This window comes from Shewanella salipaludis (genome assembly GCF_012911865.1).
In the GTDB taxonomy this organism is placed as follows: domain Bacteria; phylum Pseudomonadota; class Gammaproteobacteria; order Enterobacterales; family Shewanellaceae; genus Shewanella; species Shewanella salipaludis.
The window spans coordinates 121,950-146,748 of record NZ_JAAXYH010000007.1 but is presented as its reverse complement, the minus strand read 5'-3'; the positions used below and the strand labels follow the sequence as shown (position 1 = coordinate 146,748).

Here is a 24,799-nt window from a genome sequence, read left to right as displayed (position 1 = left end):
CAATAAAAAACTGGCAAAGACGACAGGGTTTCTGGCAGTCTTAGAAGATTAATAGCTGAGTTAATTTCCGGGAATCCCCACACAGACCATGAACAGTGCCAACAACATGACTAAGTACAGCCTGAGATCTTGGGTCTTGGTACTAGCGTTAGCGCCTACTATCCTGGTCGGTATTCTACTTGGGAGTTACTTTACCATAAACCGTTTTTATGAGCTCGAAGATACACTGGTCGAACAGGGCAGCAACATCATAGAGCCACTGGCGATCGCCAGCGAATACGGCCTGGCCAGCAACAATCGTGAGGCCAGCAAGAGATTGCTCGCCGCCGCCCAGCTCAACAAGTCCACCCTGGTCAAGTCCATCGCCATTTTCGACGCAGACAATCAACTCTTCGTGACCTCCCATTATCATAAAGACTTCGAGGTGATGCGCTACAAGGACACGCTGGCCAGTCTCAGGGGCACGGAGATAGAACATGTGGGTGACAGCCTGGTCCTCAGGACCCCCATCTTCGCCCTCAATCCCGGCGGCGAGCCGCAGGTCAATGCCGGCCCCTTGGACAACAGCAACCGCATCGGCTATATCTCGATACTGATCAACAAAGAGAAAGCCCTGCTGGAGCAGCATAGGGCGGCGGTGGCCGCCTTCATCATAGTGCTCATAGGGGTGCAGCTGAACCTCCTGTTCACCTTCAGGCTGGTGAAAAACGTCACCCAGCCGATCACCGAGATGGTCCGCGTGGTCGCCAAGATACGTGAGGGCAAGCTCGACACCCGGCTCACAGGCAACCTGATAGGCGAGTTGGACTTGCTCAAGCGGGGCATCAACGCCATGGCGGGCTCCTTGTCCGAATACCATGACGAGATGCAGCAGAATATCGATCAGGCGACCTCGGATCTGCGCGAGACCCTGGAGCAGATAGAAATCCAGAACGTCGAGCTGGATCTGGCCAAGAAGCGGGCGCTGGAGGCGAGCAGGATCAAGTCCGAATTCCTGGCCAACATGTCGCACGAGCTGCGCACGCCGCTCAATGGAGTGATAGGCTTCGCCCGCCAGTTGATCAAGACGCCGTTGCATTCGAGCCAGCTGGACTACATAAGGACAATCGAGCGCAGCGCTACCAACTTACTTAGCATAATCAATGACATTCTCGACTTCTCCAAGCTGGAAGCCGGCAAGATGGTGCTGGAAAATATGCCGTTCGCCTTCAGGGACACACTCGCAGACACCCTGCGTCTGATCGGCGGCAGTGCCCAGGAAAAAAGCCTTGAACTCGTGGTCGACATAGATCCGGACGTGCCCGAGAGTCTCAGTGGCGATGCCATCAGGGTCAGCCAGATCATCACCAACCTGGTGGGCAACGCCATCAAGTTTACCGATCAGGGCAGTGTCCTGCTCAAGGTGCAGCGGGTCGGCAACGCCGATGACAGAGTGCTCCTGAGATGTGAAGTCACAGATACAGGCATAGGCATAGCCGAGACCCAGCAGGACTTGCTGTTTCAGGCCTTCGGCCAGGCCGACTCCTCCATCTCCCGGCGCTTCGGCGGCACCGGCCTGGGGCTCATCATCACCAAGCGCCTGATCAATCAGATGGGCGGCCAGATAGGCTTCAGCTCCACCCCGGAGAAGGGCTCGACCTTCTGGTTCACCCTGCCACTGGAACATAGTCATTTCCAGATAGGCGACTCACTGCCGGTGGAAAAACTCGCCGGCAAGAAGGCGCTGCTGTTCGAGCCCAGGAGCCTGTCCCACAATCTGCTGTTGCGCCGCCTCACCCATTGGCATATGAAGGTCACAGGCCTGCACCTGCGCCAGGACCTGGCCGGGGCATTGGCGGACGAGGCGAGTCACTTCGATGTCATACTCATCAGCTGCCATGGCTTCACCGACCCGGATGAACTGGTATTCACGCTGAAACTTGCCAGGCGACACACGGATAGCCTTATCCTGCTCAACGACAGTTTCGAGCAGCAGATAGTTCAGAGCAAGCTGAGATCCAATGCGGATACCGTCCTGCCGATGCCCGTCAGCGACCATGTGCTGGCGCGCAACCTCATCTACCGGCCGCTGGAGATAGACGCCAGCCCGGCACAGGCAGTCAATCAGCCAGCAACCGAACGCCACTCGCTGACGGTATTGGCCGTCGATGACAACCTGGCCAATCTCAAGCTCATAGATACCCTGCTGAAGGAGTTGGTCACCAATGTCATCGCCGTCGGCAGCGGCGAAGAAGCCATAACTCAGGCCCAAAAGCGGAATTTCGATCTTATTTTCATGGATATCCAGATGCCGGGCATAGACGGCATTACCGCCACCCGCAGCATTCGCCAGGAGTCCATCAACCGCAACACCCCCATAATAGCCGTCACCGCCCATGCGATCGCCGAAGAGCGTGAGCTGATCCTCGGCAGCGGCATGGATGGTTATCTGCCCAAGCCGATAGACGAGGCAGCGCTCAAGGGGGTCATCAACCGTTGGCTGAGCCGCCCCAAGTTTACCCACTTCGATCTCCATACCCTCAATTGGGACCTGTGTCTGACCCAGGCCAACCAGAAGCCGGATCTGGCGCTGGAGATGTTGAAGATGCTGCTCGACTCGCTGCCGCAAACCGTGGCGCAAATTCACCAGGCGCTGGAGGCCAAGGACCAGGAGCAAATGCTCGGCACAGTCCACAAGCTGCATGGCGCCAGCTGCTATTGTGGGGTTCCCGCCACCCAGAAGCTATGCCAGGAAATAGAATCTGCGCTCAAGCGCGAAACCGCCATCGAAGACATGGAACCGGAAATACTTGAGTTACTTGATGAGTTAACTAAGGTAGAATCTGCAGCAAAACAAGTGTTATCACAGCTATCAGTGGAACTATCAGATGATAAAAAAACCGGGCTTCTTTAAACGCTTAAAGGCCTTGAGCCTGGCGCAGAAGCAATTATTCGCCGTCGCCCTATGCCAGCGCATGTTGCCTAACTATCAGCTTTTCTCCGAGGTGTGCAAGTTTGGCGAGCCAGCCGTGCTCAGCACAGTGCTCGAACTCCTGTGGCAGGCCCAGTACGATCCCAAGCTCAAGTTCAATATCGATGTCCAGCTGCAGCGGCTCGAAGACAATACCCCTGAGCCAAGCGATTTCGAGGCCTATGGCGTCTACCCCGCCATGGATGCCGTGGTCGCCTTATCTACCCTGCTGGGGGCTATCCAGGGCAAGATAGAAGAAGACATAGTCAACATCAGCAAATTGTCTTCCAGCACTGTGGCCAACTACATAGAAGCCATCAGCGATGTCGAGCTGGAAGACGATGCCATGGACGACTTCATCTTCGCCCATCCCGTGATGGAAGAAGAGAAGGCGCTGCAGAACACCCTGCTGGAAATCATCGAAGAAAATCCGAAGATCACCGCCGACCTGGTCAAGGGCCTGCGCCAAGACATAATCGAGGCCGGCGTCTCCAACATAGGCATCAGCGTCTGAGTCCGGCATTCGGCCGCGCCATCGGCTACGGGTCCGCCTAAAGGCTGGCCCGGCGGCCGCTGGCACATCAGGGCTTGGGGACAGCAGCGCCTCGAGCCAACCCAGGAATACGCCTCCTCCCACAAAAAACTGTCTAAGAGCAAAGCTGTCTAAGACCCAAGGTGTCTAAGATCATAGCTGTCTAAAACCTAAGCCGTCTAAGACCATAGCGTAATAGCCAGTGGGCGCCGCGCATGGTAATTTTCCTGTCTCGGCCCAATATCCCCCAATAGCCAAGGAAGTCGCGGATGCCCGCCATCTTGACCCCACTGCTCGCCGTTGTCGGCATCATGTTGCTCGGCGCCCTGATACAGAAGCTCAGGCTGCTGCCGGCCGATACGGATCAGGTGCTCAACCAGTATGTCTACTATGTCGCCTTCCCGGCTATCATGCTCATCGCCCTGGCGCAGACGCCCATCATCGAGATACTGCAATGGGGTTTCATCCTCGGCTATGGCCTGGCCATGTTAGTCACCTATTTCAGTGTCTTCTGGCTCTCACTCTGGGCCACCCCGGGCGACAAGGCGATTGCCGCCATGCGGGCGCTCAACACCAGTTTCGGCAATACCGCCTTCATCGGTATTCCGCTGCTGGTCATCCTCTTTCCCGGGCAACAGAGTGCCCTGGTCGCGGCGGCGATTGCCAGCCTGCTGTCGGTACTCATGTTCGCCGTCGCCCTGGTCAGCGTGGAACTCGCCAACCCCAAGGCCAAACTGGCTCACCCTCTGATGACCATGCTCAATGCCCTGGCGCGCAATCCCATAGTCATAGGCAGCCTGTTCGGCGTCGCCCTGTCGGCATTGGCGCTGCCCCTGCCCGCCGGGCTGGCGCTCATGTTGCAGCAGATAGGCAATACCTCCAGCCCCTGCGCCCTGTTTGCCATAGGCATGGTGCTGACCAAAGCCATGGGCCGGGAGGCGCAGGAGGGCCCAGAGGCGCCACCCGCCTTCGGCGGACGCAATCTGGCCGAGCTGGGCCTGCTCAATCTATTCAAGCTGATCCTCCAGCCGGCATTGGCGCTGGTGTTGCTGCAGCTCTTGGGCGTCACTGACGCGTATCTGTCTATGGGCGTCCTGCTCGCCGCCCTGCCGACGGCCGCCAGCGTTTACCTGCTGGCACAGCGCTACCAGGTGCTGGTCGGCACCAGCGCCAACACCATACTCTTGGGCACACTGCTGACCTTCATCAGCCTGCCACTGCTGGATTACTTACTAAAAACCTAAATTAATCAGTGGGATCAAAAATAAGTTGTGCTTAATTATTAAACGCAACTTTACTGTATATAAAATCAGTATATACTGTGTATCAATACAGTGTTTTGGTAAGTTATTCGACAGGAATTCATTATGCTTTGCCAACTCAGCATCAACAATTTCGCCATAGTACGCTTCCTGGAACTGGATTTTCGTCCGGGTATGACCAGCATCACAGGGGAAACCGGCGCGGGTAAATCCATCGCCATCGACGCCCTCGGCCTATGCCTTGGCAACAGGGCCGATGCCAATACCGTGCGCCCAGGCGCCAGCAAGACTGAAGTCAGCGCCCGCTTCTCCCTCGATGATATTCCACTGGCGAAACGCTGGCTGGAAGATAACGATCTCGACCTCGAGCAGGAATGCATTCTGCGCCGGACCATAGGCAGCGACGGTCGCTCCCGCGCCTACATCAATGGCAATCCTGTCCCGCTGGCACAACTCAAGAGCCTGGGGCAGCTGCTGATAGGCATTCACGGTCAGCATGCCCACCACGCCATGCTCAAGAGTGAACACCAACTCACCTTGCTGGACAGCTATGCCAACCACAGGCTGCTGAGCGATGCCGTTGCCGCCGGCTATCACAGGTGCAAGCAGTTGGAAGCCGAGCTCAGACAGCTGACGCTGTCGCAGCAGGAGCGCATCGCCCGCAAGCAGTTGCTGCAATATCAGGTCGAAGAACTGGACGAGTTCGACCTCAAGCCGGGTGAATTCGAAGAGATAGAACAGGAGCATAAACGCCTGGCCAACGGCACTGAATTGATTGCCAGCTGTCAGGCCGGAGTCGAACTCCTCAGCGAAGGCGAGGAGCTGAATATAGAACAGCTGCTCAACAGGGCCGTGACTTTGGCACAACAGCTGGAAAGCTATGACCCGGCCCTTGCCAACGTCAATGCCATGCTCAACGAGGCCCTGATCCAGGTACAGGAGAGCACAAGCGAACTGCAGCACTATCTCAGTGGACTGGAACTGGACCCTGAGCACTTCGCCTATCTGGAGGAGCGCCTGTCCAAGGCCATGCAACTGGCCCGTAAGCACCAGGTTGGCGCCCCTCTGCTGGCCGCTCACCATGAACAACTCAAGGCCGAGCTCGGCAGCCTGGATGACGACGAACATAAGTTGGCAGAGATGGCACAACAGGTCGAGGCCAACCGCCAGGCCTACCTCGCCCATGCCCAGAAACTGAGCCAAAGCCGTGGTCGCTACGCCAAGGAGCTGGACAAACTGGTCACTCAATCTATTCACCAGCTCAACATGCCCAAGGGCAAGTTCTGCATCTCAGTGACTTTCAACCCTGAGATGATGTCGGTCAACGGCTGTGACCAAATAGAGTTCATGGTGACCACCAACCCGGGTCAGCCCCTGCAGCCCATCTCCAAGGTGGCCTCGGGCGGCGAGCTGTCCCGCATCGGCCTGGGCATTCAGGTGATCACCGCCAAGAAGGTCTCGACTCCGACCCTGATCTTCGATGAGGTGGATGTCGGTATCTCGGGCCCGACCGCCGCCGTGGTCGGCCGCATGCTGCGCAGCCTGGGAGAGTCGACCCAGGTGCTGTGCGTCACCCATCTGCCGCAGGTGGCGGGCAACGGTCATCAACACATGTTCGTCAATAAATTCAACAAGGGTGGCAGCACTGAGACGTCGATGACGCCACTGGATAAGGAGCAACGCATCCAGGAGCTGGCCCGCCTGCTCGGCGGCGATACCATCACCAGCAATACCCTGGCAAACGCCAGGGAGTTACTGCAATAATTGCATTTTGCTGTGTTCACTATTTCCATGTTAACCATTTGAGCATGCAGATTGGGGAAGGAAGAATGGGGCATGAAGATGGGAGCATGAAAAATAGGACATGGCTCCTGTGTCTAGGATTTTAGCCCTCACTATCTTAAGCACCCAGGCGCTCCCGGCTGGTATCTGAGTCCCGGCTGGCATCCGAGTCCCGTTGACGTTTGGCCTCTCAAATCTCGGCCCTGCTTGTGAATAAAAGGCTTGAGCCAACGCTGCAATACCAGTAGCTTAGCTGATGAGTCAGCCGGTAGTTTACAATCGGCTCATGGCGAGATGACGCCAGGCTCAGCGGGACAAGGCGCATGCCTCTACCCATCTCAAATGAGGTGATGACTGCGCCTGTGCAGGGTATAAATTTCAGACTACAAGGACGGGCTATGAAATTTCATCGAGGCAGACTCATAGATCACATTCATCTGCGGGTGGCAGATCTCGCGGCCAGCAAGCGTTTCTATCATGCGGTATTCACCGCCCTGGGCCACCCGGACGCGCTCCATGAAGGTCAGGGTTTCTTCCACGCGGATGAACTGTTTGTAGACGAGGCGCAGGATTACATTACCCGGGTACACCTCGCCTTTCAGACCCAAGACAGAGAAACAGTGCATAAGGTCTATCAGTCGGCGCTGGCCGCAGGTGGGCAGGATAATGGCGCACCGGGGGAGCGGGCCTATCACCCGGGTTACTATGGGGCATTCGTACTGGACCCCGACGGCAATAATATTGAAGCCGTCTTTCATGGTCCGTTCGAGCGCAATGTCGCCTCGGTAGAAATAACCGCTAAATGACCTTGGCGGCTCGGTATTTTTACCTGCCGAATGAGAGTGAGAGTGAGAGGCGTCGGTCGCCAAGGAGGAAAGATGCATAGAAGTAGGCTTGCCGCTTTCGTCATCGACAGCAAAGTGGATGATATTGAAGAGGCGAATAGGTTTTGGGAAAGCGCATTGGGCTACCCTTGTGTCCGCTCAAGCGAGGCATGGTCAGACAGGTATTCGCATTTGGATGTCCCTGATGTGCAGCCTAACCTGCTGATCCAGAAAGTGACTCATGAGAGCCGAGTTCACCTGGATATCGAAACCGACAATATCCCGGCCGAGGTGGCACGCTTGTCCGAGTTGGGGGCAAAGGTGTTGACGAGATTTGAGCGCTGGGTGGTCATGGAAGCCCCAACGGGGCATAGGTTCTGTGTCGTCAATCCGCAAAGAGCCGATTTCCAGGATGCAGCCGATGTCAATGTCTGGGATTAACCGCTTGGCAGATGCAGCTTGGTCGCCAACAATGCACGGTCTTTAACCCGGCATGGCTAACGCGGGGAAGTGCGGGCGTTAGCCACAGGCGCAGGTTAGGCTGCTGCGTCAACTTGGAGTAGCGAGAGGGCCTGAGAAGAAGATCGCCAGCCACAGGGTTTCCACCCCGGGTTCTGTCCAGGACACCCTATGCTTCACATGGGCCGGGAGCAGCAGATAATCACCCTTCTCCAGGCTGACCTCTGTGCCATCTTCGTACTGAATGCGTCCAGCCCCTTCGAGCAACAACACCCACTCGTGCTCGCTTTGATCGTACCAGGCATCCGCTGCCGAGGCATGCCCCTTGGAGACGATGCGCTCGATGCGCAGCGACTCAGCCTCGGCCAAGGTCTCGAACACTTCCTGCGTCAGATCCTCGGGCATAGCAGCAAAAATATTGTTCATAGTGCTCCCAAAACTCAACCAGTCTTTGGCTTAACTAAAGGTAGCAGGCCAACAGCTGCAGGCAGATGAAGGCGAAGATCCCCGCCAGCACGTCGTCGATCATTATACCGAAACCACCATGCACCTTGGCATCCAGCCAGCGGATCGGCCAGGGCTTGAGGATATCGAACAGGCGAAACAGGCAGAAGCCGACCAGCAGCCAGCCCCAGCCCGCAGGGGCGGCCACCAGGGTGATCAGCAGGCCGACCACTTCGTCCCAGACGATGGCGCCGTGATCGTGCACCCCCATGTCCTTGGCCGCCTTGTCACAAATCACTATTCCGGCCAAGGCCAGGACCAAGGTCAAGGCAAGGTAGCTGCCCAGCCCCAGAGGTTGCATCAGCAAATAGAGCGGCACCGCCGCCAGGGTACCGAAGGTGCCTGGGGCCTTGGCCGCCAGGCCACTGCCGAAGCCCAACGCCAGGAAATGCAATGGATTTTTAAGTGACAGGCGCGCCAGCGCCGGATCTGTGCTAATCAATTTCATCAGAAATGCTCGAATCCATCCAACAGAGGCGTAAAGGCTTCACCCTCGTGGCGCAGTTTGAGCTTGTCACCGGCGCAGATCTGGCCGACCTTGACGAACTTGACCCCGGCATGGCCGAGTGAGGTCTCCAGCGCCCCCTTCTGTGCTTCGGACACGGTAAACAGCAGCTCATAGTCTTCGCCGCCCTTGAGGGCATAACTCAGCCCAAGTTCCAAAGGCACAGTATCACGCATCGCCGCCGACAGGGGTAATAGGCCAACCTCTATGGTGGCACCAACGCCGGAGGCCTTGAGCACATGGCCTATGTCCGACATCAAACCATCGGAAAGATCTATGGCGCTGGAAGCCAAGGCCCGCAACGCCTGGCCCGCCAATACCCTTGGGGTTGGCCGATAATGGCGATCTATGAGGTAGGCGCTATTCTCTGCACTCGCCTGCTGCCGGCCACGCAGGATATCCAACCCCAGGGCCGAATCCCCCAGAGTACCGGTAACATAGACCCAATCACCCACCTTGGCACCGCTGCGGCTCAGGGCTTTGCCCTGGGGCACCTGGCCATGGACTGTGATGTTGATGGTCTTGGGGCCACGGGTAGTATCGCCTCCCACCAGGGCGATGCCGTAATAATCTGCTATCTCGAACAGGCCGGCACTGAAGTCGGTCAACCAGGCCTCATCCGCCTCGGGCAAGGTCAGCGCCAGCGTCATCCAGGCAGGTTCTGCGCCCATGGCAGCCAAGTCTGACAGATTCACCGCCAGCGCCTTGTAGCCCAGGGCCTTGGGCGGCATGTCGGCAAGAAAATGCACATTTTCGACTAAGGTGTCGCAGGAGATGGCGAGAGATTTGTTTTCGGCGGGTTGAACCAGGGCGCAATCGTCGCCAATCCCCAGAGTGACGTCACGGCGAACCGGTCCACGTCCCTTGAAGAAACTTTCGATTAGTTGGAATTCTTTCACTGTAAAATTTGGTGCGGCCGCGGCCGTCCCCCTAAGTTAGCAATGAAAAACGGTATCCTGAGATACCGTTTGTCTTATTACTTACGTGCAACCAGCTTGTCGAGTATGCCATTGACAAACTTGTGGCCATCTTCGGCACCGAAGGCTTTTGCCAGCTCGATAGCCTCGTTGATGGCGACCTTGTAAGGCACATCCTTGCGGAAGGTCAACTCATAGGTCGCCAGGCGCACTATGGCTTTCTCAACCGGCGAAACCTCATCCAGAGGACGCTCCAGGAAAGGTACGATCAACTCGTCCAACTGGGCGCTCTTGGTGGCAACACCTGAAAACAGCTCACGAAAGTAAGCCACATCAACACCGCCGGTATCTTGCTCGGTTAAAAACTCATGCTCGACATCGGCAATGTTATTCCCGCTTAGTTGCCATGAATATATGGCTTGAACCGCTAAACGGCGGGCCTTGCGGCGCTCAGAAGGCTTCATTGTTTTTCCTACTATTACAGCTGTTTTTCAAGTTCTTGCAGTACGTTAACCATTTCCAACAGACCCAGGGCCGCTTCGCCACCCTTGTTGCCTGCCTTGGTGCCGGAACGTTCTATGGCTTGCTCTATGGTATCTGTGGTCAACACACCGAATGCGACGGGAACGTCAAACTCGAGCGACACCTGGGCCAGACCCTTGTTACATTCACCGGCAACAAAATCGAAATGTGGCGTACCGCCACGGATCACCGCACCGAGCGCGATAATGCCATCGAATTTACCGCTGGCGGCAACCCGACGGGCGGCCAATGGCAGCTCAAACGCACCCGGAACACGCACGACCGTGATGTTGTCGTCGTTCACCTGGCCAAAACGTTTCAGCGTATCGATTGCGCCTTCAAGCAAACTCTCGACTAAAAAGCTGTTGAAACGCGATACGACTATCGCTATTTTGGCATTTTTCGCTTCGATATTACCTTGAACTACGTTCATTATCTTACCTAAATTAGCTAAAGCACCCGCTCGGGGCGAAAAGTGGCGCTATGATACCACAGGCATTTGCCCCGGGCGCTATGCAAATTATCAGAAATGGTTAATTTTACTTTACTGCAACCTGGGGCCTGCCCGGCCTGGCGCCGGCGCGAAAGCCGCTGTCATGGGCGCCTCAAGCTGCGACTCAATCGGCAATATAATCTGTCACTTCCAGGCCGAAACCGGACAGTGAATGATAGCGTTTGGGTGAACTCAGCAGGCGCATCTTGGTCACCCCAAGGCTCGCCAGTATCTGTGAACCTACGCCGACCCGTCGCGAGGTGCCCTGCCATTTGGCCGATGCCTGCGCCTGGCCCTTGTCTTCGGCCTCGAACGCCTTCACCTTGGACAGCATCTCGGCGCTATGCTCGCGGTTGCCCAGCAGCACCAGGACACCGCCTTCGGCTGCGATGCGCGCCATGGCGTGCTCCAGCGGCCAACTGCGCTGCTGATCCCGCTCAGAATGCAGTAAGTCATTGAAGGTATTCTGCAAATGTACCCGCACCAGGATATTCGGCTTGACCTCGCCCTTGACCAAGGCATAGTGCAGCTGGTTGTCTATGGTGTCTCTAAAGGTCACCATGTTGAACTCACCGAAACGGGTCGGCAGCTTGCAGCTGGCCTCGCGCACCACAGTGGTTTCCTTGGTATTACGGTATTCGATCAAATCGGCTATTGTGCCTATCTTGACGCCATGTTTCTCGCTGAAGATTTCCAGATCCGGGCGCCGTGCCATGGTGCCGTCTTCATTGAGTATTTCGACTATCACCCCGGAAGGCTCCAGTCCTGCCAGACGCGCCAGATCGCAACCCGCCTCGGTGTGCCCCGCACGCACCAGGACGCCGCCATCCTGGGCCATCAGCGGAAAGATATGCCCGGGTTGCACCAGGTCCGCCGCCTTGGCGTCTTTGGCTACCGCCGCCTGAACCGTCACCGCCCTGTCGTGGGCCGAGATCCCCGTGGTCACCCCGGTCGCCGCTTCGATGGACACGGTGAAATTGGTCGAGAACTGGGCGTTGTTGTTGCTGACCATCAAGGGCAGGTTCAGCTGCCGGCAACGTTCCTTGGTCATGGTCTGGCAGATGAGACCACGGCCATGGGTCGCCATGAAGTTGATCGCCGCCGGGGTCACCAACTCGGCAGCCATGATGAGATCGCCTTCATTTTCCCTGTCTTCGTCGTCCATCAGGATGACCATTTTCCCCAGACGTATGTCTTCGATGATCTCTTCTATGCTGTGTAGCGCCATGTTAGGACCTTTATGCTTGAGTAATAAAATTGAATGACCGGCTGTCACCGGCTAGGCTATGGCTGGCACGCCAACCTCAGCGGATGAAACCGCTGCGCGCCAGCATCTCCATGGTCACGCCATCCTTTTGTGGTTCCGGTGACGCCTGCATCAGCCGCTCGAGATAACGGGCGATGAGATCCACTTCCAGATTCACCCTGTCACCCGCCTTGAGCTTGACCAAGGTGGTCTCGCCGGCGGTATGCGGCACTATGGTCAGGCGGAAGCGACTGCCGTCGACTTCGTTGACCGTCAGGCTGACACCATCGACAGTGATCGAGCCCTTGTGGGCTATGTAGCGGGCCAGCTCGGCCGGCGCCGCCAGCCAGAACTCGATAGCCTGGCCCCGCATTACCCTTTGCTCCACCGAGGCGATACCATCCACATGGCCACTGACCATATGACCGCCCAATCTGGTGGTCGGGGTCACGGCCTTCTCCAGGTTCACCTCGGTACCGACGGCATAATGGGCGAAGCCTGTCAGGCTGACTGTCTCGGCCGAGACATCGGCCGCATAGGCGTCAGCCAACAGTTGCACCACAGTCAGGCAGACGCCATTGGTGGCTATGCTGTCACCCAAACGCACGTCGGTGAGATCCAGCTTGCCGCTGGCCACCGTCAGGCGAATGTCATCGCCCTGGCGTTCAATTTTGCGCAGTGTGCCTACGGCTTCTATTATCCCGGTAAACATATTCTACTCACTTACCCAGTTCAGGGGCTAAATACTGACGCCCGCCGCGGTGCGACCGGCGCGTTAGCGTTGGGCTAACCGAATCTCAGGGTCATGCGGCGATCCGCGCCCAGCTTACGCTCGTCTATCAACTCGAAGTGCGGCAACTCGCTCATGGCCTGATAATCATTCAAGTTCAAGAGGTTGTGTCCATGTCCGCCCAACAGCTTGGGCGCCTGGTACAGGATAAGCTCGTCGGCCAGGCGCCGCTCGATAACGGCGCCTGCCAGGGTCGCGCCGGCTTCCACCAGCACAGAGTTGCAGCTCCGACCGAGATGGGCCAACAGGGCCGCAAGGTCGACCCGGCCATCCTCCCCTGGCAGCTGCAGGCAACTGACGTGGGAGGGGAATTGTGCCAGCCGGGCGGCAGAATAGGCGCGGCAGGATACCAGCAGTATGGGGCTGTCGATGCTGAACAGCGCCTTGTCGGCCGTCAGCCTGGCACGGCTGTCGAGGATCACCCTCAGGGGCTGCAACAGCTCGGTTTCGCTGAGACTCAAGCCCAGACTCCCCAACTCGCCATGGCGCACATTGAGTCCGGGATCATCCGCCAGCACGGTTTCCACCCCGGTGAGCAGGGCGCAATGGCTGGCGCGCAGCCGCTGCACATCACGGCGCGCCTCTGGACCGGTGATCCACTTGGAGACACCGTTGGACAGCGCCGTCTTGCCATCGAGGCTGGCGGCCAACTTGACCGTCACCCAGGGCAAACCCGTTTGCATCCGCTTCATGAATCCCAGGTTGAGGCCATAGGCCTCAGCGCCCAACAACCCGAGGTCGACGACTATGCCGGCATCACGCAGCAGCTGACTGCCCCGCCCCGCAACCTGGGGATTGGGATCTTCCGTGGCTATGACCACACGCGCCACTCCGGCCTGGATCAACGCCAGGGCGCATGGCGGGGTGCGGCCGTAATGGCTGCAAGGTTCCAGGGTCACGTAGGCGGTGGCCCCGCGCGCGGCCTCACCCGCCATGCGCAGGGCATGCACCTCGGCGTGGGGCTCTCCGGCCCTGTGATGAAAACCTTCACCCAGGATCCGGCCGTCTTTCACCAGCACGCAGCCGACATTGGGATTGGGGCGCGTGGTGTAACGCCCCTTGGCCGCCAGCCTGATGGCGCGGCTCATCATTTGATTATCCAGTGCGGACCAGCTCATAGTGGCATCCCTTGGGTAGACAAGCCGCTTACTTCTGCAGCTTGGCGATGGCCTCGCCAAATTCGGACACGTCTTCGAAGGCGCGGTAAACCGAGGCGAAGCGGATATAGGCGACCTTGTCCAGGTGCATCAGCTGCTCCATCATCAGGTTGCCTATCATCTCAGAGGTCACTTCACGCTCACCCGTGGCCCTCAGGGTCGACTTTATCTTGCTCAGCGCCTGTTCTATCTGATCCATGGACACGGGACGCTTCTCGACCGCACGCAACATGCCGCCCTGGAGCTTTTCCTCGTCGAACGGCTGGCGTGTGCCATCGCGCTTGATCACCCGCGGCATGACCAACTCGGCACCTTCGAAGGTGGTAAATCTCTCATGACATTCGGTACATTCACGGCGACGGCGCACCTGATGCCCCTCGGCCACCAGGCGTGAGTCTATGACCTTGGTATCTGTTGCGCTACAAAATGGGCAATGCATTGAGCCTCCTGCCGAACTGAATTAAGGCGTAGGTCCGATCTAGCTGAATAGCCGGGCTGTCAAACCTCGAGCCGACGTCGACATTTTAGCCTGAACATCAGATCCCGGAAATAAAAATGGCCGCTAGTGCGGCCATTGGATTTTATCCTATTTGCAGTCTCAGGTTAAGCCTCTGCTCGCGCTAACTTTGACTGACAGGACTTAGGCTTAGCCGTAAACGGGAAACCTGGCACACAGAGCCAGGACCTGAGCCTTAACCCGCGCTATGACCTCACTGTTGTGGGCATCGTCGAGTACGTCACAGATCCAGCCCGTCAGCTCTTTGGCTTCGGCTTCTTTGAAGCCGCGACGTGTGATGGCCGGGGTACCGATACGCACACCCGAGGTCACGAAAGGTGAACGCGGGTCGTTAGGCACTGAGTTCTTGTTGACTGTGATGTTGGCGCTGCCCAAAGCGGCATCAGCCTCTTTACCCGTCAAGTCACGGCCGATAAGATCAACCAGCATCAAGTGGTTGCTGGTGCCGCCTGAGACTATCTTATAGCCGCGGGCCAGGAAGACTTCAACCATGGCCTGGGCATTGTCCACCACTTGCTGTTGGTAGACTTTGAATTCCGGCTCCAGCGCTTCCTTGAAGGCCACGGCCTTGCCTGCGATAACATGCATCAGAGGACCACCCTGGCCACCTGGGAATACCGCAGAGTTCAGCTTCTTGTACAGATCTTCGTCGTCGGCTGCCGACAAGATCACTCCGCCACGGGGACCGGCCAAAGTCTTGTGGGTGGTAGAAGTGACTACGTGGGCGTGGGGCACAGGGTTGGGATACACGCCTGCGGCGATGAGACCAGCCACGTGCGCCATGTCGACAAAGAGGTAAGCACCTATTTTATCGGCGATTTCGCGCATTCTAGCCCAGTCGACTATGCCCGAGTAAGCGGAGAAGCCACCTATCATCATCTTAGGCTTATGCTCGACGGCCAGACGCTCCATCTCGTCATAGTCGATCTTGCCGGACTCGTCTATGCCGTAAGGAATGATGTTGTACAGCTTGCCCGAGAAGTTAACCGGAGAGCCGTGGGTCAGGTGACCACCGTGGGCCAGATTCATGCCCAGCACTGTGTCGCCTGGATTGAGCAGGGCCATGTAGACGGCACTGTTGGCCTGTGAGCCGGAATGGGGCTGGACGTTGGCGTAAGTGGCACCGAACAGCTCTTTGGCACGTTCTATGGCCAGAGTCTCGACGACATCCACGTATTCGCAACCACCGTAATAACGCTTGCCCGGGTAGCCTTCGGCATACTTGTTGGTCAGCTGTGAACCTTGTGCTTCCATGACCCGTGGGCTGGTGTAGTTCTCAGAAGCAATCAGCTCAATATGCTCTTCCTGACGCAGGGTCTCGTTCTGAATCGCCTTAAACAGTTCGGGATCATAATCTGCGATGTTCATCTCTTTCTTCAGCATTGCTCACTCCGGCAGCCAATTTTTATAGGTAGGGTTGCGCGGTATTCTACTCTGCAATCGGCCACAATCCCAGTATTTGAAACATGAAATTCCTTGGAATTATGCTTGAGTCCGGCTCATTACTGCCGGCTCCAGGATAGCGGGTCTAGGCCCAAGGCCGGGACCCGGCGCCTAAGCCGTCGGGAACTGAAGGCATAAAAAAATCCCTAACCTGCAACGGCTAGGGATTCATTTTCCGGCTTAAACCTGGGGTTCAGCCGGCAATCACGAGCCTGCGCCCGGACAGAAAAGCGCTCGCTTACACAGAGAAGCTGGCGCCGCAGCCACAAGTGGTAGTGGCGTTGGGGTTTTTAACGAAGAAGCGTGAGCCTTCCAGCCCAGAGGTGTAGTCCACTTCGCCACCGACCAGGTACTGTAGGCTCATGGGATCGACCACCAGCAACACGCCTTGTTTCTCTATGGTAAAGTCGCCTTCGTTGACCTTCTCATCGAACGTAAAACCATACTGAAATCCAGAGCAACCGCCACCGGTCACATACACCCGCAGCTTTAAATCAGGGTTCTGCTCTTCTTCCAACAGCCCCTTTACCTTGGCCGCTGCCGCATCGGTAAATTGGATCGGCATTGCTGCGTCAGCTTGTTCAGTCATTACTACCTCTTACTTCAGTTTGCTGTGGCAAATTATCCTTTACCTGACTGTTTTGTTCAAGTATTACCCTGGGTTCTTTTTCACCCTGCAGCAATTCGGCCGCATCGAAGCTCTGCTCCGTCTGGGATCCCTTGGTCCAACGGCTCGAGGGCACTATGACCTTGGCCAGGATGCGCTGCAGATTAAAGCCTTCCGGCAGGCTGAATTCGGCTTCCAGTACCTGGAAATAGCGGAAATCGAAGTTGAGCTTGCCGTCCATGAGTTGACTCAGGCTCAGCTCCAGCGGCTCGCCCTCCTGTATTCCCATGAGCGTCAGCTCCCCCTTGCCCTTGATCTTCTGGCGCCGTTTTTGCAGCTGGGTCAGGATCAACTTGAGCCGGTATTGCCCCGCCAGCAGGCCGGGGGTCAACTCCAGCCCATGAATGGCCACCCCTTCGGCATTATTCTCCGGCGCCATTATGCTGCGATAGAAGCCCAGTTCATGCTGCAGCTCCTGCTGTTGCTGCAACTGCTCGGCAAACATCTGCTGCATATGGTTGTTGGCTTCACGCTCGACCGCCAGCTCCAGGTTGCGGCTCGCCAGCTGTTGCGCCTGCTCCTGCACCTGGGCCAATAGTTTTTGCACCTTATCACTGTTATGTTGGAGCAAAGGTTGTTCACTGGTCAGCAATTGATAACAGCTCAAACCACCCAAGGTGAAGGCCACCAGCACCAACAGAGACAAATACAGGCTGGAGGGACGAAACTTGCGCTCCAGCACTTGCAGGCGATCGCGCCAACGATGATAATTTAGCATTAGCTAACAAACCCTTATATAAAATACAATCGACTCTCCGAGAGTCAAAATCCATGAAAATCAGGCGAACTCAGTGCAAATAGCGATCAATAAAACCACGATAACGCGCACCGCCATAGCCACGCGCAGGTACCTGCGCAACGAGCTCAGGGATCAACTCTCCCAGGCCAGAACCAGTGCCCAGCTCTGTCTGCTGGCATTGCTATTTGCCCTATTCGCCTCAGGCGTGATCATTTTATTCCGCCTGTTACTGCTGTGGGCCAACCACTATACCCAGACCCGGGAGATGGATTTTACGGCCATAGTGGGTGACTGGCGAGCCCTGTTGCCACTTTTCGGCGCAGTTTTAATCTGGCTGGTCGCCAGAATCGGCTCGAAACGCTACCGCCGCATGGGAATAGCCTATGTATTGCATAGGGTGAAATTGCACTATGGCAAGATCCCGCTGCAATCCGCCCCAGGGCAGTTCTTCCAGGCGCTGTTTGCCCTTGGCACCAATTTTTCCGTCGGCCGGGAGGGACCGGCGATCCACCTGGGCGCCGTCAGCGCCAGCGTGCTGGCCGAGAAATTCAAGCTGCCGGACAACAGTGTGCGCATCATGTGTGCCAGCGGCATCGCCGCCGGCATCGCCGCCACCTTCAACGCCCCGCTGGCGGCGGTGATCTTCGTGCTGGAAGTGGTGGTGCGGGAATACAAGATCCATTACTTCTTCCCCATCATGCTGTCGGCCATCTGCGGTGCGGTTTCCAGCCAGCTGGTGTTCGGCAATGTCCATGAATACGACAGCATCCAGATGATCCATATTCCCCTGGATCATTACCCCATACTGGCCCTCGGCGGCGTGGTGCTCGGCTGCGCCGCCGCCCTGTTCAACTTCTCGCTCATCAGAGTCACGGCCAGGGGGCAGGACTGGCCGTTGATCTATCGCCTGCTGCTCGCCGGCGGCATCACCACCCTGATAGGCCTCTGGTTGCCCCAGGCCTTGGGCACGGGCGATCTCGCCATCGGCCAGGCCATAGGCGAGCACCCCAGCCTGGCGCTCTTATGCGCCCTGCTGGTCGCCAAGATGGTTGCCACCATAGCGGCCATAGGCCTGGGGATCCCCGGCGGCTTGATCGGCCCCCTCTATGGCATAGGTGCCCTGCTCGGCGCCATCCTGGCCCTGGTCAGTGCCAGCCTGTTTCCCTCCAGTGCCCCCTATGTCGGCCTCTATACCGTCATAGGCATGACGGCCATGATGGGGGTCTGTCTGAGTGCCCCCCTGGCGGCGCTGGTGGCCTTGCTTGAGTTAACCAACAATGCATCCATCATATTGCCGGCCATGTTCGTCACCATCCCGGCATTCCTCATCGCCTATCAGGGATTCAATACCAGTTCCATCTTCTTCCGCCAGCTGGATATCATGGGCCTGGGCTACAAGGTCGCGCCGGTGAACCTGGGCTTGCAGAAGAAAGGCGTGCGGGCCCTGATGGATAAGCGCTTCGTGATAGTCAATAACAACGACGAGCTGCTGCTGGAGGTGCTCAAACGCGCCGAGGGCCGACCCGTGCTGGTGCGCAATGCCGACGGGATGATAGAAATGCTCAGCCTGGAGATGCACTCCCTCGAAGACAGCACCACCCTCTCGCGCCATCCCATGGCCGGGCTGCCCGATACCGCCACCTTGAATGAGGTTTACCTGCAGCTCTCACCCAAACGCAGTGGTGAGGTCTATATCTACCAGGATGCGCCGCAGCAGGTCGTCGGCGTGATCAGCTGGTCCATGCTGCAGCAGGAGATACGCTCCGAGCAAGTATGACGGACAGCCGTGCTCCGTTTCCTAGGCCGAGGTCGCCCTGTCCAGGGCCTGGGCGACATCGGCTATGATGTCATCTATGTGCTCTATCCCTACCGAGATCCGCACCAGATCCTCGGACACCCCGGCCCTGGCCAGCTCCCTGGCATCCAACTGCCTGTGGGTGGTGCTGGCCGGATGGCATGCCAATGACTTGGCATCGCCGATATTCACCAGGCGCAGGATCATCTGCAGGGCATCGATGAAACGCCCTCCCGCCTGCTTGCCTTCTTCGGCCGTTGCCGCCTCGATGCCGAAACTTATGATGCCGGAGGCCTTGCCGCCGGTGATCTTATGGCAGTTATCCCTATGGGGACTGCGTGCCAAGGCCCCGTAGTTGACCCAGCTGACCTTGGGGTGTTGCACCAGATACTCGGCCAGGGCCAGGGCATTGCTGCAATGACGCTCCATGCGCAGGCTCAGGGTTTCCAGTCCCTGCAACAGCAGGAAGGCACTTTGGGGCGACAGGGCCGCGCCCGTGTTGCGCAGCGGCACCACACGACAGCGACCTATGAATGCCGCCGGGCCGAAGGCCTCTGTGTATACCACCCCATGGTAGGAAGGATCTGCTTCGTTGAGCAGCGCGAACCTCTGCTTATCGGCGCGCCAGTCAAACTTGCCCGAATCTATGATGGCCCCGCCTATGGTGGTGCCATGACCGCCGATATACTTGGTCAATGAATGTACCACTATGTCGGCACCATGCTCGAACGGCCGGCATAACACAGGGGTCGCGACAGTATTGTCGACGATCAGCGGCACCCCGTGGCGATGGGCTATCTCGGCCAGACGCTGCAGATCGACTATGTTGCCCGCCGGGTTACCTATGGACTCGCAGAATACCGCCTTGGTATTGGCGTCGATCAAGGCCTCGAGACCGTCGAAATCGTCGAATGCCGCCATGCGCACTGTCACGCCCTGACGCGGCAAGGTATGGGCGAACAGGTTGTAGGTGCCGCCATAGAGTTGGCTGCTGCTGACGATATTGTCGCCCACCTGGGTCAGCGCCTGAATCGCATAGGTTATCGCCGCCATGCCCGAGGCGACGGCCAGCGCGCCTATGCCACCTTCCATGGCCGCCAGGCGTTGCTCCAATACCTCTGTGGTGGGGTTCATGATGCGGGTGTAGATGTTGCCGGCGACTTTGAGATCGAATAGATCGGCACCATGTTGGGTATCGTCGAAGGTATAAGAGGTGGTTTGATAAATCGGCACCGCCGCCGCTTTGGTGGTCGTTTCGGACCGATACCCATAATGTAACGCCAGAGACTCAAGTTTCATGCTGCCATCCTTAACAAAAGAGTTGTCTCGCCTTGTATGAAATTCATACCCAGGCAACCAAGCTAACAGATGGCCATCCAGATGTCTATATCGCGTCTAAATGTCAACCTTGCATGGTCGCTATCTCCAGGCAAATATCCCCGGCGGTTATTTCCCTGTCCCTTGGCTTCTGCTACAATCGCGCCTCAGCCACCCTACATAACATCAGGGCTGTTTTGGCAGGCAAAATGCCCAAGACGGACCACAGCAATTGGAACCCAGGCTGATGACTCAGTTCGAAGGATCTCATATCCTCTCAGTAAACCAGTTAGATCTGGACGCAATTCACACTATTTTCAATGTTGCCAACCGCATGACCCCTTATGCGCTGCGGGAGAAACGCACCAAGGTGCTCGAAGGCGCCATTCTGGGCAACCTGTTCTTCGAACCCAGCACCCGTACCCGCGTCAGCTTCGGTTGTGCCTTCAACCTGCTCGGCGGTCATGTCAGGGAAACCACGGGCATGGCCTCGTCCTCGCTGTCCAAGGGCGAATCTCTCTATGATACCGCCAGGGTGTTATCCACCTATTCGGATGTGATCGCCATGCGCCATCCGGAGGCCTACTCGGTCAAGGAATTTGCCGAAGGCAGCCGGGTGCCGGTGATCAACGGCGGCGATGGTGCCAACGAGCACCCGACCCAGGCGCTGCTGGACTTATTCACCATACAGAAAGAACTCGGCTTCGCCGGTCGCGGCGTCGATGGCATGCATATCGCCATGGTGGGCGACCTCAAGCATGGCCGCACGGTGCACTCGCTGTCGCGCCTGCTATGCATGCATAAGAACATCAGCTTCACCCTGATCTCCCCCGGCGAGCTGGCCATGCCCGACTATGTGCTCGACGACATAGCCAACGCCGGCCACAGGGTCACAATCACCGACCAACTCGAAGGCAATCTGCACCAGGCCGACATACTCTACCTGACCCGCATCCAGGAGGAACGTTTCCCGTCCCAGGATGAGGCCAACAAGTACCGTGGCAAGTTCAGGTTGAACCAAAGCATCTACACCCAGCATTGCAAATCCAACACAGTGATCATGCATCCGCTGCCGCGCGACTCCCGCGCCCAGGCAAACGAGCTGGACAATGATCTCAACAGCCACCCGAACCTGGCCATCTTCCGCCAGGCGGACAATGGCCTGTTGATCCGCATGGCGCTGTTTGCATTGACACTCGGGGTGGATACCCAGCTGGAAAAATACGAGTGTCCGGTAAATTGGTATTCACGCAAAGCCGATCGTTGATCCGGCCAAGACTCTAAGGACTTAAGATGACCCGTTCCGAAAGCTTATTTGAACAGGCAAAGAAAACCATTCCCGGCGGCGTCAACTCGCCGGTGCGCGCCTTCAACGGTGTCGGTGGCACGCCTCTGTTTATCGAACGTGCCGATGGCGCCTACATCTATGATGCCGACGGCAAGGCCTATATCGACTATGTCGGTTCCTGGGGCCCTATGATCTTGGGGCATAATCATCCCAAGATCCGCCAGGCCGTGCTGGCCGCCGCCGAGAATGGCCTGTCTTTCGGCGCGCCGACGGCGCTGGAAGTGCAGATGGCCGAGAAAGTCATCGCCATGGTGCCGTCCATCGAGCAGGTGCGGATGGTCAGTTCGGGCACAGAAGCGACCATGAGCGCCATCCGCCTGGCCCGAGGTTTCACCAACAGGGACAAGATCTTGAAGTTCGAGGGCTGCTACCACGGCCACGCCGACTGCCTGCTGGTGAAAGCCGGCTCTGGGGCATTGACCCTGGGACAGCCAAGCTCACCCGGGATCCCGGAAGATTTTGCCAAGCATACGTTGACCGCCGTGTATAACGATCTGGATTCGGTGAGAAGCCTGTTCGAGCAGTACCCGAGCGATATCGCCTGCATCATAATAGAACCCGTTGCCGGCAACATGAACTGCATTCCGCCTGTCCCCGGGTTCCTCCAAGGGTTGCGCGCCCTGTGCGACGAGTTCGGCGCCTTGCTGATCATAGACGAAGTGATGACGGGGTTTCGGGTCGCCATGAGCGGCGCCCAGGGCCATTACGGCGTGACGCCGGATCTGACCACCCTGGGCAAGGTCATAGGCGGCGGCATGCCGGTGGGCGCCTTCGGTGGTCGCAAGGAAGTGATGCAATACATAGCGCCAACCGGCCCCGTGTACCAGGCGGGGACCTTGTCCGGTAACCCTATCGCCATGAGTGCCGGTCTGACGCAGATGGAGGCACTGTGTGAGGAAGGCCTGTACGAAGCATTGGCGGCCAAGACGGAGCGTATCGCCCTCGGTTTCAAGGCCGCGGCAGACAAGCATGGCATTCCCTTGGCAATCAACTATGTCGGCGGCATGTTCGGCTTCTTCTTCACCGAAGAGCAGGAGATCACCCGCTTCGAGCAAGTGACCAAGTGCAACATGGAACAGTTCCGCGCCTTCTACCATGGCATGCTGGACCAAGGTGTCTACCTGGCGCCGAGTGCCTATGAAGCCGGCTTCCTGTCCATGGCCCATGGTGAGCGTGAGTTGCAGCTGACACTGGAAGCCGCCGAGCGCGTGTTCGCGAGCATGAGGTTGTAACGGCTCTTCAGCCTGGCCCGTCATGGCGCCCTGGCCCAGGTTCCGAACGATAGGATCTGAACGATAGGAGCTGAGCGCTATGGCCAGACTAATATGAGAATAAGGGCGGGAAGTTAACTTCCCGCCCTTATTATTTTCGCCTCGCCTGTCTTTCAGTCTTTACGAATACCCCCTGTCAAAGTAAGGCATCCGGGGCGGCAAAATAGCATTTCCCAAAAATATCCCCAAAATAGTCGATATTTCTCCCCTCATTCACCTGCCCCCCCACCGGGCATCACCACTCGATAGCATTAATAACCGTAAATAAACAAAAACACAGAGATTGATGCCGGATATTCAATATTCCGCCATCACAAGCGTTGCCAAGTCATCAAAAAGTGAGTGGCAGCTAAGAGTTGCGTTCTCAACTTCATTATGTTCTGATCCGCACGCGTTTTCGGGATGAAGCGAAATTTAGCTTAATCAGCGGCAGAAAAAGGGTCTGGCTTTATCGGTCAGCGATTATCAACACAGCAGTTGGAATTGTATTTATGCTCTACACCTTTCTGATATTACTGGCAGTGCTCGCCTTGCTCAGTATTATTTTTGAAGAAGTCACACATATCAATAAAGCCAAAACCACACTTTTCCTTGGTTGTATCTCCTGGGTAGCCCTGTTCATGGCGGCCGGCGATCCAGGCCATGAGAAAATCGTCGAACATAGACTGGATGACAACCTGCTGGAAATTGCCACCCTCTGGCTGTTTCTGATGTCGACCATGACCTTCGTCGCCTATCTCAACGCCAAGGGCATGATCCAAATTCTGGTGCAGAAGCTCTTCCCCCAACGCGTGTCGGTAAGACTGCTGATGATCCAGGTGGCACTCTTCTCCCTGCTGCTGTCCGCCATCTGTGACAACGTCACCGCCACCTTGGTCTCCCTGGGACTCTTGACTACCTTCAAACTCGACAAGCAGATGCGCCGGCGCATGGCGGTGCTGATCATCTTCGCGGTGAACTCGGGAGGGGTCTCGCTGATCACAGGCGATGTCACCACCCTGATGATCTTCCTCGGCGGTCATGTGCACATGTCCGAGCTGATGATGCTCTTCATTCCGGCCGCCATCAGCGTCATGCTATTGGCGGTACTGTTCTCGCTCAGGGCCGAGGGCGAAGTCTCGACCAGTCCGATAAAGCGCGACTATCAAACCGTGGACGTGATTATCGCGGCCATTTTCTTCTCGACCATCATAATGACCATGGTGCTCAACGTGCTGTTCGGCATTCCGCCTGTGCTGACCTTCCTCACAGGGCTGTCGGTGATGTTCCTCGTCGGCCATACCAGCAGAAGTGACAAGGAAGAGATCAAGATCCTCGAATACATACGTCAGGTCGAATACGACACCCTGTTATTCTTCCTCGGGATCTTGTTGCTGGTCGGCATGCTCAAGGAAATAGGCACCCTGGACTTACTGACCCAGGCCTACGCCATGTTCGATCCCAATATCTCCAACTTTGTCACAGGCATAGGCTCGGCCATCCTGGATAACGTGCCTCTCACCGCCGCCCTGCTCAAGGCTGAGCCTGTGCTCAACACCCCTGAGTGGCTGGGGCTGACCTATGCCGTCGGTGTCGGTGGCTCGCTGCTGGTGATAGGCTCGGCCTCGGGCATCATAGCCATGAGCAAGGTCAAGGAGCTGACCTTCGTCAGCTACCTCAAATACGTGCCGGCATTGCTGCTATGTTACAGCGTGGGTTACGGCCTGACCCTGTTACTGGCTTACCAACTCTTCGAAGCTTAACCACTTTAGCTTAACCA

At 57.2% G+C, this 24,799-nt stretch carries 23 protein-coding genes; 10 read left to right on the top strand and 13 right to left on the bottom strand.

The window, feature by feature from the left end; all coding sequences use genetic code 11:
* The first annotated feature begins 88 nt into the window (after nt 1–88).
* The 6 genes from barA to HC757_RS11395 all read left to right on the top strand — a co-directional run bounded on the left by barA (nt 89) and on the right by HC757_RS11395 (nt 7,791).
* On the top strand, nt 89–2,893 hold the full coding sequence (gene barA, locus HC757_RS11420; protein ID WP_169564504.1) for a two-component sensor histidine kinase BarA: 2,805 nt from the start codon (nt 89–91) through the stop codon (nt 2,891–2,893).
* Nucleotides 2,868–3,464 (top strand): YjaG family protein, encoded by a 597-nt coding sequence (locus HC757_RS11415; protein ID WP_169564503.1) that lies wholly within the window; start codon nt 2,868–2,870, stop codon nt 3,462–3,464. The genes barA and HC757_RS11415 overlap by 26 nt, the downstream gene beginning before the upstream one ends.
* Before the next feature lie 287 nt (nt 3,465–3,751).
* The gene (locus HC757_RS11410; RefSeq protein WP_169564502.1) at nt 3,752–4,726 is read left to right on the top strand and encodes an AEC family transporter; all 975 of its coding nucleotides are present in this window, start codon (nt 3,752–3,754) and stop codon (nt 4,724–4,726) included.
* A gap of 123 nt (nt 4,727–4,849) precedes the next feature.
* A complete protein-coding gene (recN, locus tag HC757_RS11405) occupies nt 4,850–6,508 on the top strand; it encodes a DNA repair protein RecN (RefSeq protein WP_169564501.1) in 1,659 nt (552 codons plus the stop codon).
* Between the two features lie 416 nt (nt 6,509–6,924).
* Nucleotides 6,925–7,332, top strand: coding sequence for a VOC family protein (locus HC757_RS11400; RefSeq protein ID WP_169564500.1), 408 nt, complete (start codon nt 6,925–6,927; stop codon nt 7,330–7,332).
* Nucleotides 7,333–7,404: 72 nt separating this feature from the next.
* Entirely contained in the window at nt 7,405–7,791 is a 387-nt protein-coding gene (locus tag HC757_RS11395) for a VOC family protein (protein WP_169564499.1), read from the top strand.
* A 108-nt stretch (nt 7,792–7,899) separates the two neighbouring features.
* On the opposite strand, the gene HC757_RS11390 is transcribed toward HC757_RS11395, so the two are convergent.
* From HC757_RS11390 to HC757_RS11335, 12 genes are all read right to left on the bottom strand, one after another.
* Nucleotides 7,900–8,235, bottom strand: a complete 336-nt coding sequence (locus HC757_RS11390; protein ID WP_169564498.1) for a cupin domain-containing protein — start codon at nt 8,233–8,235, stop codon at nt 7,900–7,902.
* A 34-nt stretch (nt 8,236–8,269) separates the two neighbouring features.
* Entirely contained in the window at nt 8,270–8,761 is a 492-nt protein-coding gene (locus HC757_RS11385; RefSeq protein WP_169564497.1) for a phosphatidylglycerophosphatase A family protein, read from the bottom strand.
* Nucleotides 8,761–9,717 carry a thiamine-phosphate kinase gene (thiL, locus tag HC757_RS11380; protein ID WP_169564496.1) on the bottom strand — a complete coding sequence of 319 codons (957 nt, stop codon included), beginning with the start codon at nt 9,715–9,717 and terminating at the stop codon, nt 8,761–8,763. Before thiL ends, HC757_RS11385 begins: the two co-directional genes overlap by 1 nt.
* 77 nt (nt 9,718–9,794) lie before the next feature.
* Nucleotides 9,795–10,199: a transcription antitermination factor NusB gene (gene nusB / locus HC757_RS11375; protein WP_169564495.1), complete on the bottom strand. Its 405-nt coding sequence runs from the start codon at nt 10,197–10,199 to the stop codon at nt 9,795–9,797.
* Between the two features lie 14 nt (nt 10,200–10,213).
* Complete coding sequence (gene ribH / locus HC757_RS11370; RefSeq protein WP_169564494.1) at nt 10,214–10,690, bottom strand: 6,7-dimethyl-8-ribityllumazine synthase; 477 nt, start codon at nt 10,688–10,690, stop codon at nt 10,214–10,216.
* Between the two features lie 184 nt (nt 10,691–10,874).
* Complete coding sequence (gene ribBA / locus HC757_RS11365; RefSeq protein WP_169564493.1) at nt 10,875–11,978, bottom strand: bifunctional 3,4-dihydroxy-2-butanone-4-phosphate synthase/GTP cyclohydrolase II; 1,104 nt, start codon at nt 11,976–11,978, stop codon at nt 10,875–10,877.
* Between the two features lie 76 nt (nt 11,979–12,054).
* Nucleotides 12,055–12,708 carry a riboflavin synthase gene (locus HC757_RS11360; RefSeq protein WP_169564492.1) on the bottom strand — a complete coding sequence of 218 codons (654 nt, stop codon included), beginning with the start codon at nt 12,706–12,708 and terminating at the stop codon, nt 12,055–12,057.
* Between the two features lie 74 nt (nt 12,709–12,782).
* On the bottom strand, nt 12,783–13,904 hold the full coding sequence (gene ribD, locus HC757_RS11355; RefSeq protein WP_169564491.1) for a bifunctional diaminohydroxyphosphoribosylaminopyrimidine deaminase/5-amino-6-(5-phosphoribosylamino)uracil reductase RibD: 1,122 nt from the start codon (nt 13,902–13,904) through the stop codon (nt 12,783–12,785).
* A gap of 28 nt (nt 13,905–13,932) precedes the next feature.
* Nucleotides 13,933–14,382: a transcriptional regulator NrdR gene (gene nrdR, locus HC757_RS11350; RefSeq protein WP_169564490.1), complete on the bottom strand. Its 450-nt coding sequence runs from the start codon at nt 14,380–14,382 to the stop codon at nt 13,933–13,935.
* A gap of 207 nt (nt 14,383–14,589) precedes the next feature.
* Complete coding sequence (gene glyA, locus HC757_RS11345) at nt 14,590–15,843, bottom strand: serine hydroxymethyltransferase (protein ID WP_169564489.1); 1,254 nt, start codon at nt 15,841–15,843, stop codon at nt 14,590–14,592.
* 298 nt (nt 15,844–16,141) lie between these two features.
* The gene (gene erpA / locus HC757_RS11340) at nt 16,142–16,492 is read right to left on the bottom strand and encodes an iron-sulfur cluster insertion protein ErpA (RefSeq protein WP_169564488.1); all 351 of its coding nucleotides are present in this window, start codon (nt 16,490–16,492) and stop codon (nt 16,142–16,144) included.
* On the bottom strand, nt 16,485–17,288 hold the full coding sequence (locus HC757_RS11335) for a DUF6776 family protein (protein ID WP_169564487.1): 804 nt from the start codon (nt 17,286–17,288) through the stop codon (nt 16,485–16,487). Before HC757_RS11335 ends, erpA begins: the two co-directional genes overlap by 8 nt.
* Nucleotides 17,289–17,361: 73 nt before the next feature.
* Between HC757_RS11335 and HC757_RS11330 the strand changes: the two genes are divergently transcribed.
* Nucleotides 17,362–19,086: a chloride channel protein gene (locus HC757_RS11330; protein WP_169564486.1), complete on the top strand. Its 1,725-nt coding sequence runs from the start codon at nt 17,362–17,364 to the stop codon at nt 19,084–19,086.
* Nucleotides 19,087–19,107: 21 nt separating this feature from the next.
* Here HC757_RS11330 and HC757_RS11325 read toward each other — a convergent pair whose 3' ends face one another.
* A complete protein-coding gene (locus tag HC757_RS11325) occupies nt 19,108–20,403 on the bottom strand; it encodes an O-acetylhomoserine aminocarboxypropyltransferase/cysteine synthase family protein (protein WP_169564485.1) in 1,296 nt (431 codons plus the stop codon).
* A 265-nt stretch (nt 20,404–20,668) separates the two neighbouring features.
* On the opposite strand from HC757_RS11325, the gene HC757_RS11320 reads away from it, so the two are divergent.
* The 3 genes from HC757_RS11320 to nhaD all read left to right on the top strand — a co-directional run bounded on the left by HC757_RS11320 (nt 20,669) and on the right by nhaD (nt 24,782).
* On the top strand, nt 20,669–21,688 hold the full coding sequence (locus HC757_RS11320; RefSeq protein WP_169564484.1) for an aspartate carbamoyltransferase: 1,020 nt from the start codon (nt 20,669–20,671) through the stop codon (nt 21,686–21,688).
* A gap of 26 nt (nt 21,689–21,714) precedes the next feature.
* Complete coding sequence (gene hemL, locus HC757_RS11315; RefSeq protein ID WP_169564483.1) at nt 21,715–23,001, top strand: glutamate-1-semialdehyde 2,1-aminomutase; 1,287 nt, start codon at nt 21,715–21,717, stop codon at nt 22,999–23,001.
* A 530-nt stretch (nt 23,002–23,531) separates the two neighbouring features.
* Complete coding sequence (nhaD, locus tag HC757_RS11310) at nt 23,532–24,782, top strand: sodium:proton antiporter NhaD (RefSeq protein WP_169564482.1); 1,251 nt, start codon at nt 23,532–23,534, stop codon at nt 24,780–24,782.
* The last annotated feature ends 17 nt before the right edge of the window (nt 24,783–24,799 follow it).

What these genes read in the sequence shown, in the direction of transcription:
- barA (WP_169564504.1), top strand. Translation starts at nt 89, where the DNA reads ATGAACAGTGCCAACAACATGACTAAGTACAGCCTGAGATCTTGGGTC.
- HC757_RS11415 (WP_169564503.1), top strand. Translation starts at nt 2,868, where the DNA reads ATGATAAAAAAACCGGGCTTCTTTAAACGCTTAAAGGCCTTGAGCCTG.
- HC757_RS11410 (WP_169564502.1), top strand. Translation starts at nt 3,752, where the DNA reads ATGCCCGCCATCTTGACCCCACTGCTCGCCGTTGTCGGCATCATGTTG.
- recN (WP_169564501.1), top strand. Translation starts at nt 4,850, where the DNA reads ATGCTTTGCCAACTCAGCATCAACAATTTCGCCATAGTACGCTTCCTG.
- HC757_RS11400 (WP_169564500.1), top strand. Translation starts at nt 6,925, where the DNA reads ATGAAATTTCATCGAGGCAGACTCATAGATCACATTCATCTGCGGGTG.
- HC757_RS11395 (WP_169564499.1), top strand. Translation starts at nt 7,405, where the DNA reads ATGCATAGAAGTAGGCTTGCCGCTTTCGTCATCGACAGCAAAGTGGAT.
- HC757_RS11390 (WP_169564498.1), bottom strand. Translation starts at nt 8,235, where the DNA reads ATGAACAATATTTTTGCTGCTATGCCCGAGGATCTGACGCAGGAAGTG.
- HC757_RS11385 (WP_169564497.1), bottom strand. Translation starts at nt 8,761, where the DNA reads ATGAAATTGATTAGCACAGATCCGGCGCTGGCGCGCCTGTCACTTAAA.
- nusB (WP_169564495.1), bottom strand. Translation starts at nt 10,199, where the DNA reads ATGAAGCCTTCTGAGCGCCGCAAGGCCCGCCGTTTAGCGGTTCAAGCC.
- ribH (WP_169564494.1), bottom strand. Translation starts at nt 10,690, where the DNA reads ATGAACGTAGTTCAAGGTAATATCGAAGCGAAAAATGCCAAAATAGCG.
- ribBA (WP_169564493.1), bottom strand. Translation starts at nt 11,978, where the DNA reads ATGGCGCTACACAGCATAGAAGAGATCATCGAAGACATACGTCTGGGG.
- HC757_RS11360 (WP_169564492.1), bottom strand. Translation starts at nt 12,708, where the DNA reads ATGTTTACCGGGATAATAGAAGCCGTAGGCACACTGCGCAAAATTGAA.
- ribD (WP_169564491.1), bottom strand. Translation starts at nt 13,904, where the DNA reads ATGAGCTGGTCCGCACTGGATAATCAAATGATGAGCCGCGCCATCAGG.
- nrdR (WP_169564490.1), bottom strand. Translation starts at nt 14,382, where the DNA reads ATGCATTGCCCATTTTGTAGCGCAACAGATACCAAGGTCATAGACTCA.
- glyA (WP_169564489.1), bottom strand. Translation starts at nt 15,843, where the DNA reads ATGCTGAAGAAAGAGATGAACATCGCAGATTATGATCCCGAACTGTTT.
- erpA (WP_169564488.1), bottom strand. Translation starts at nt 16,492, where the DNA reads ATGACTGAACAAGCTGACGCAGCAATGCCGATCCAATTTACCGATGCG.
- HC757_RS11335 (WP_169564487.1), bottom strand. Translation starts at nt 17,288, where the DNA reads ATGCTAAATTATCATCGTTGGCGCGATCGCCTGCAAGTGCTGGAGCGC.
- HC757_RS11325 (WP_169564485.1), bottom strand. Translation starts at nt 20,403, where the DNA reads ATGAAACTTGAGTCTCTGGCGTTACATTATGGGTATCGGTCCGAAACG.
- HC757_RS11320 (WP_169564484.1), top strand. Translation starts at nt 20,669, where the DNA reads ATGACTCAGTTCGAAGGATCTCATATCCTCTCAGTAAACCAGTTAGAT.
- hemL (WP_169564483.1), top strand. Translation starts at nt 21,715, where the DNA reads ATGACCCGTTCCGAAAGCTTATTTGAACAGGCAAAGAAAACCATTCCC.
- nhaD (WP_169564482.1), top strand. Translation starts at nt 23,532, where the DNA reads ATGCTCTACACCTTTCTGATATTACTGGCAGTGCTCGCCTTGCTCAGT.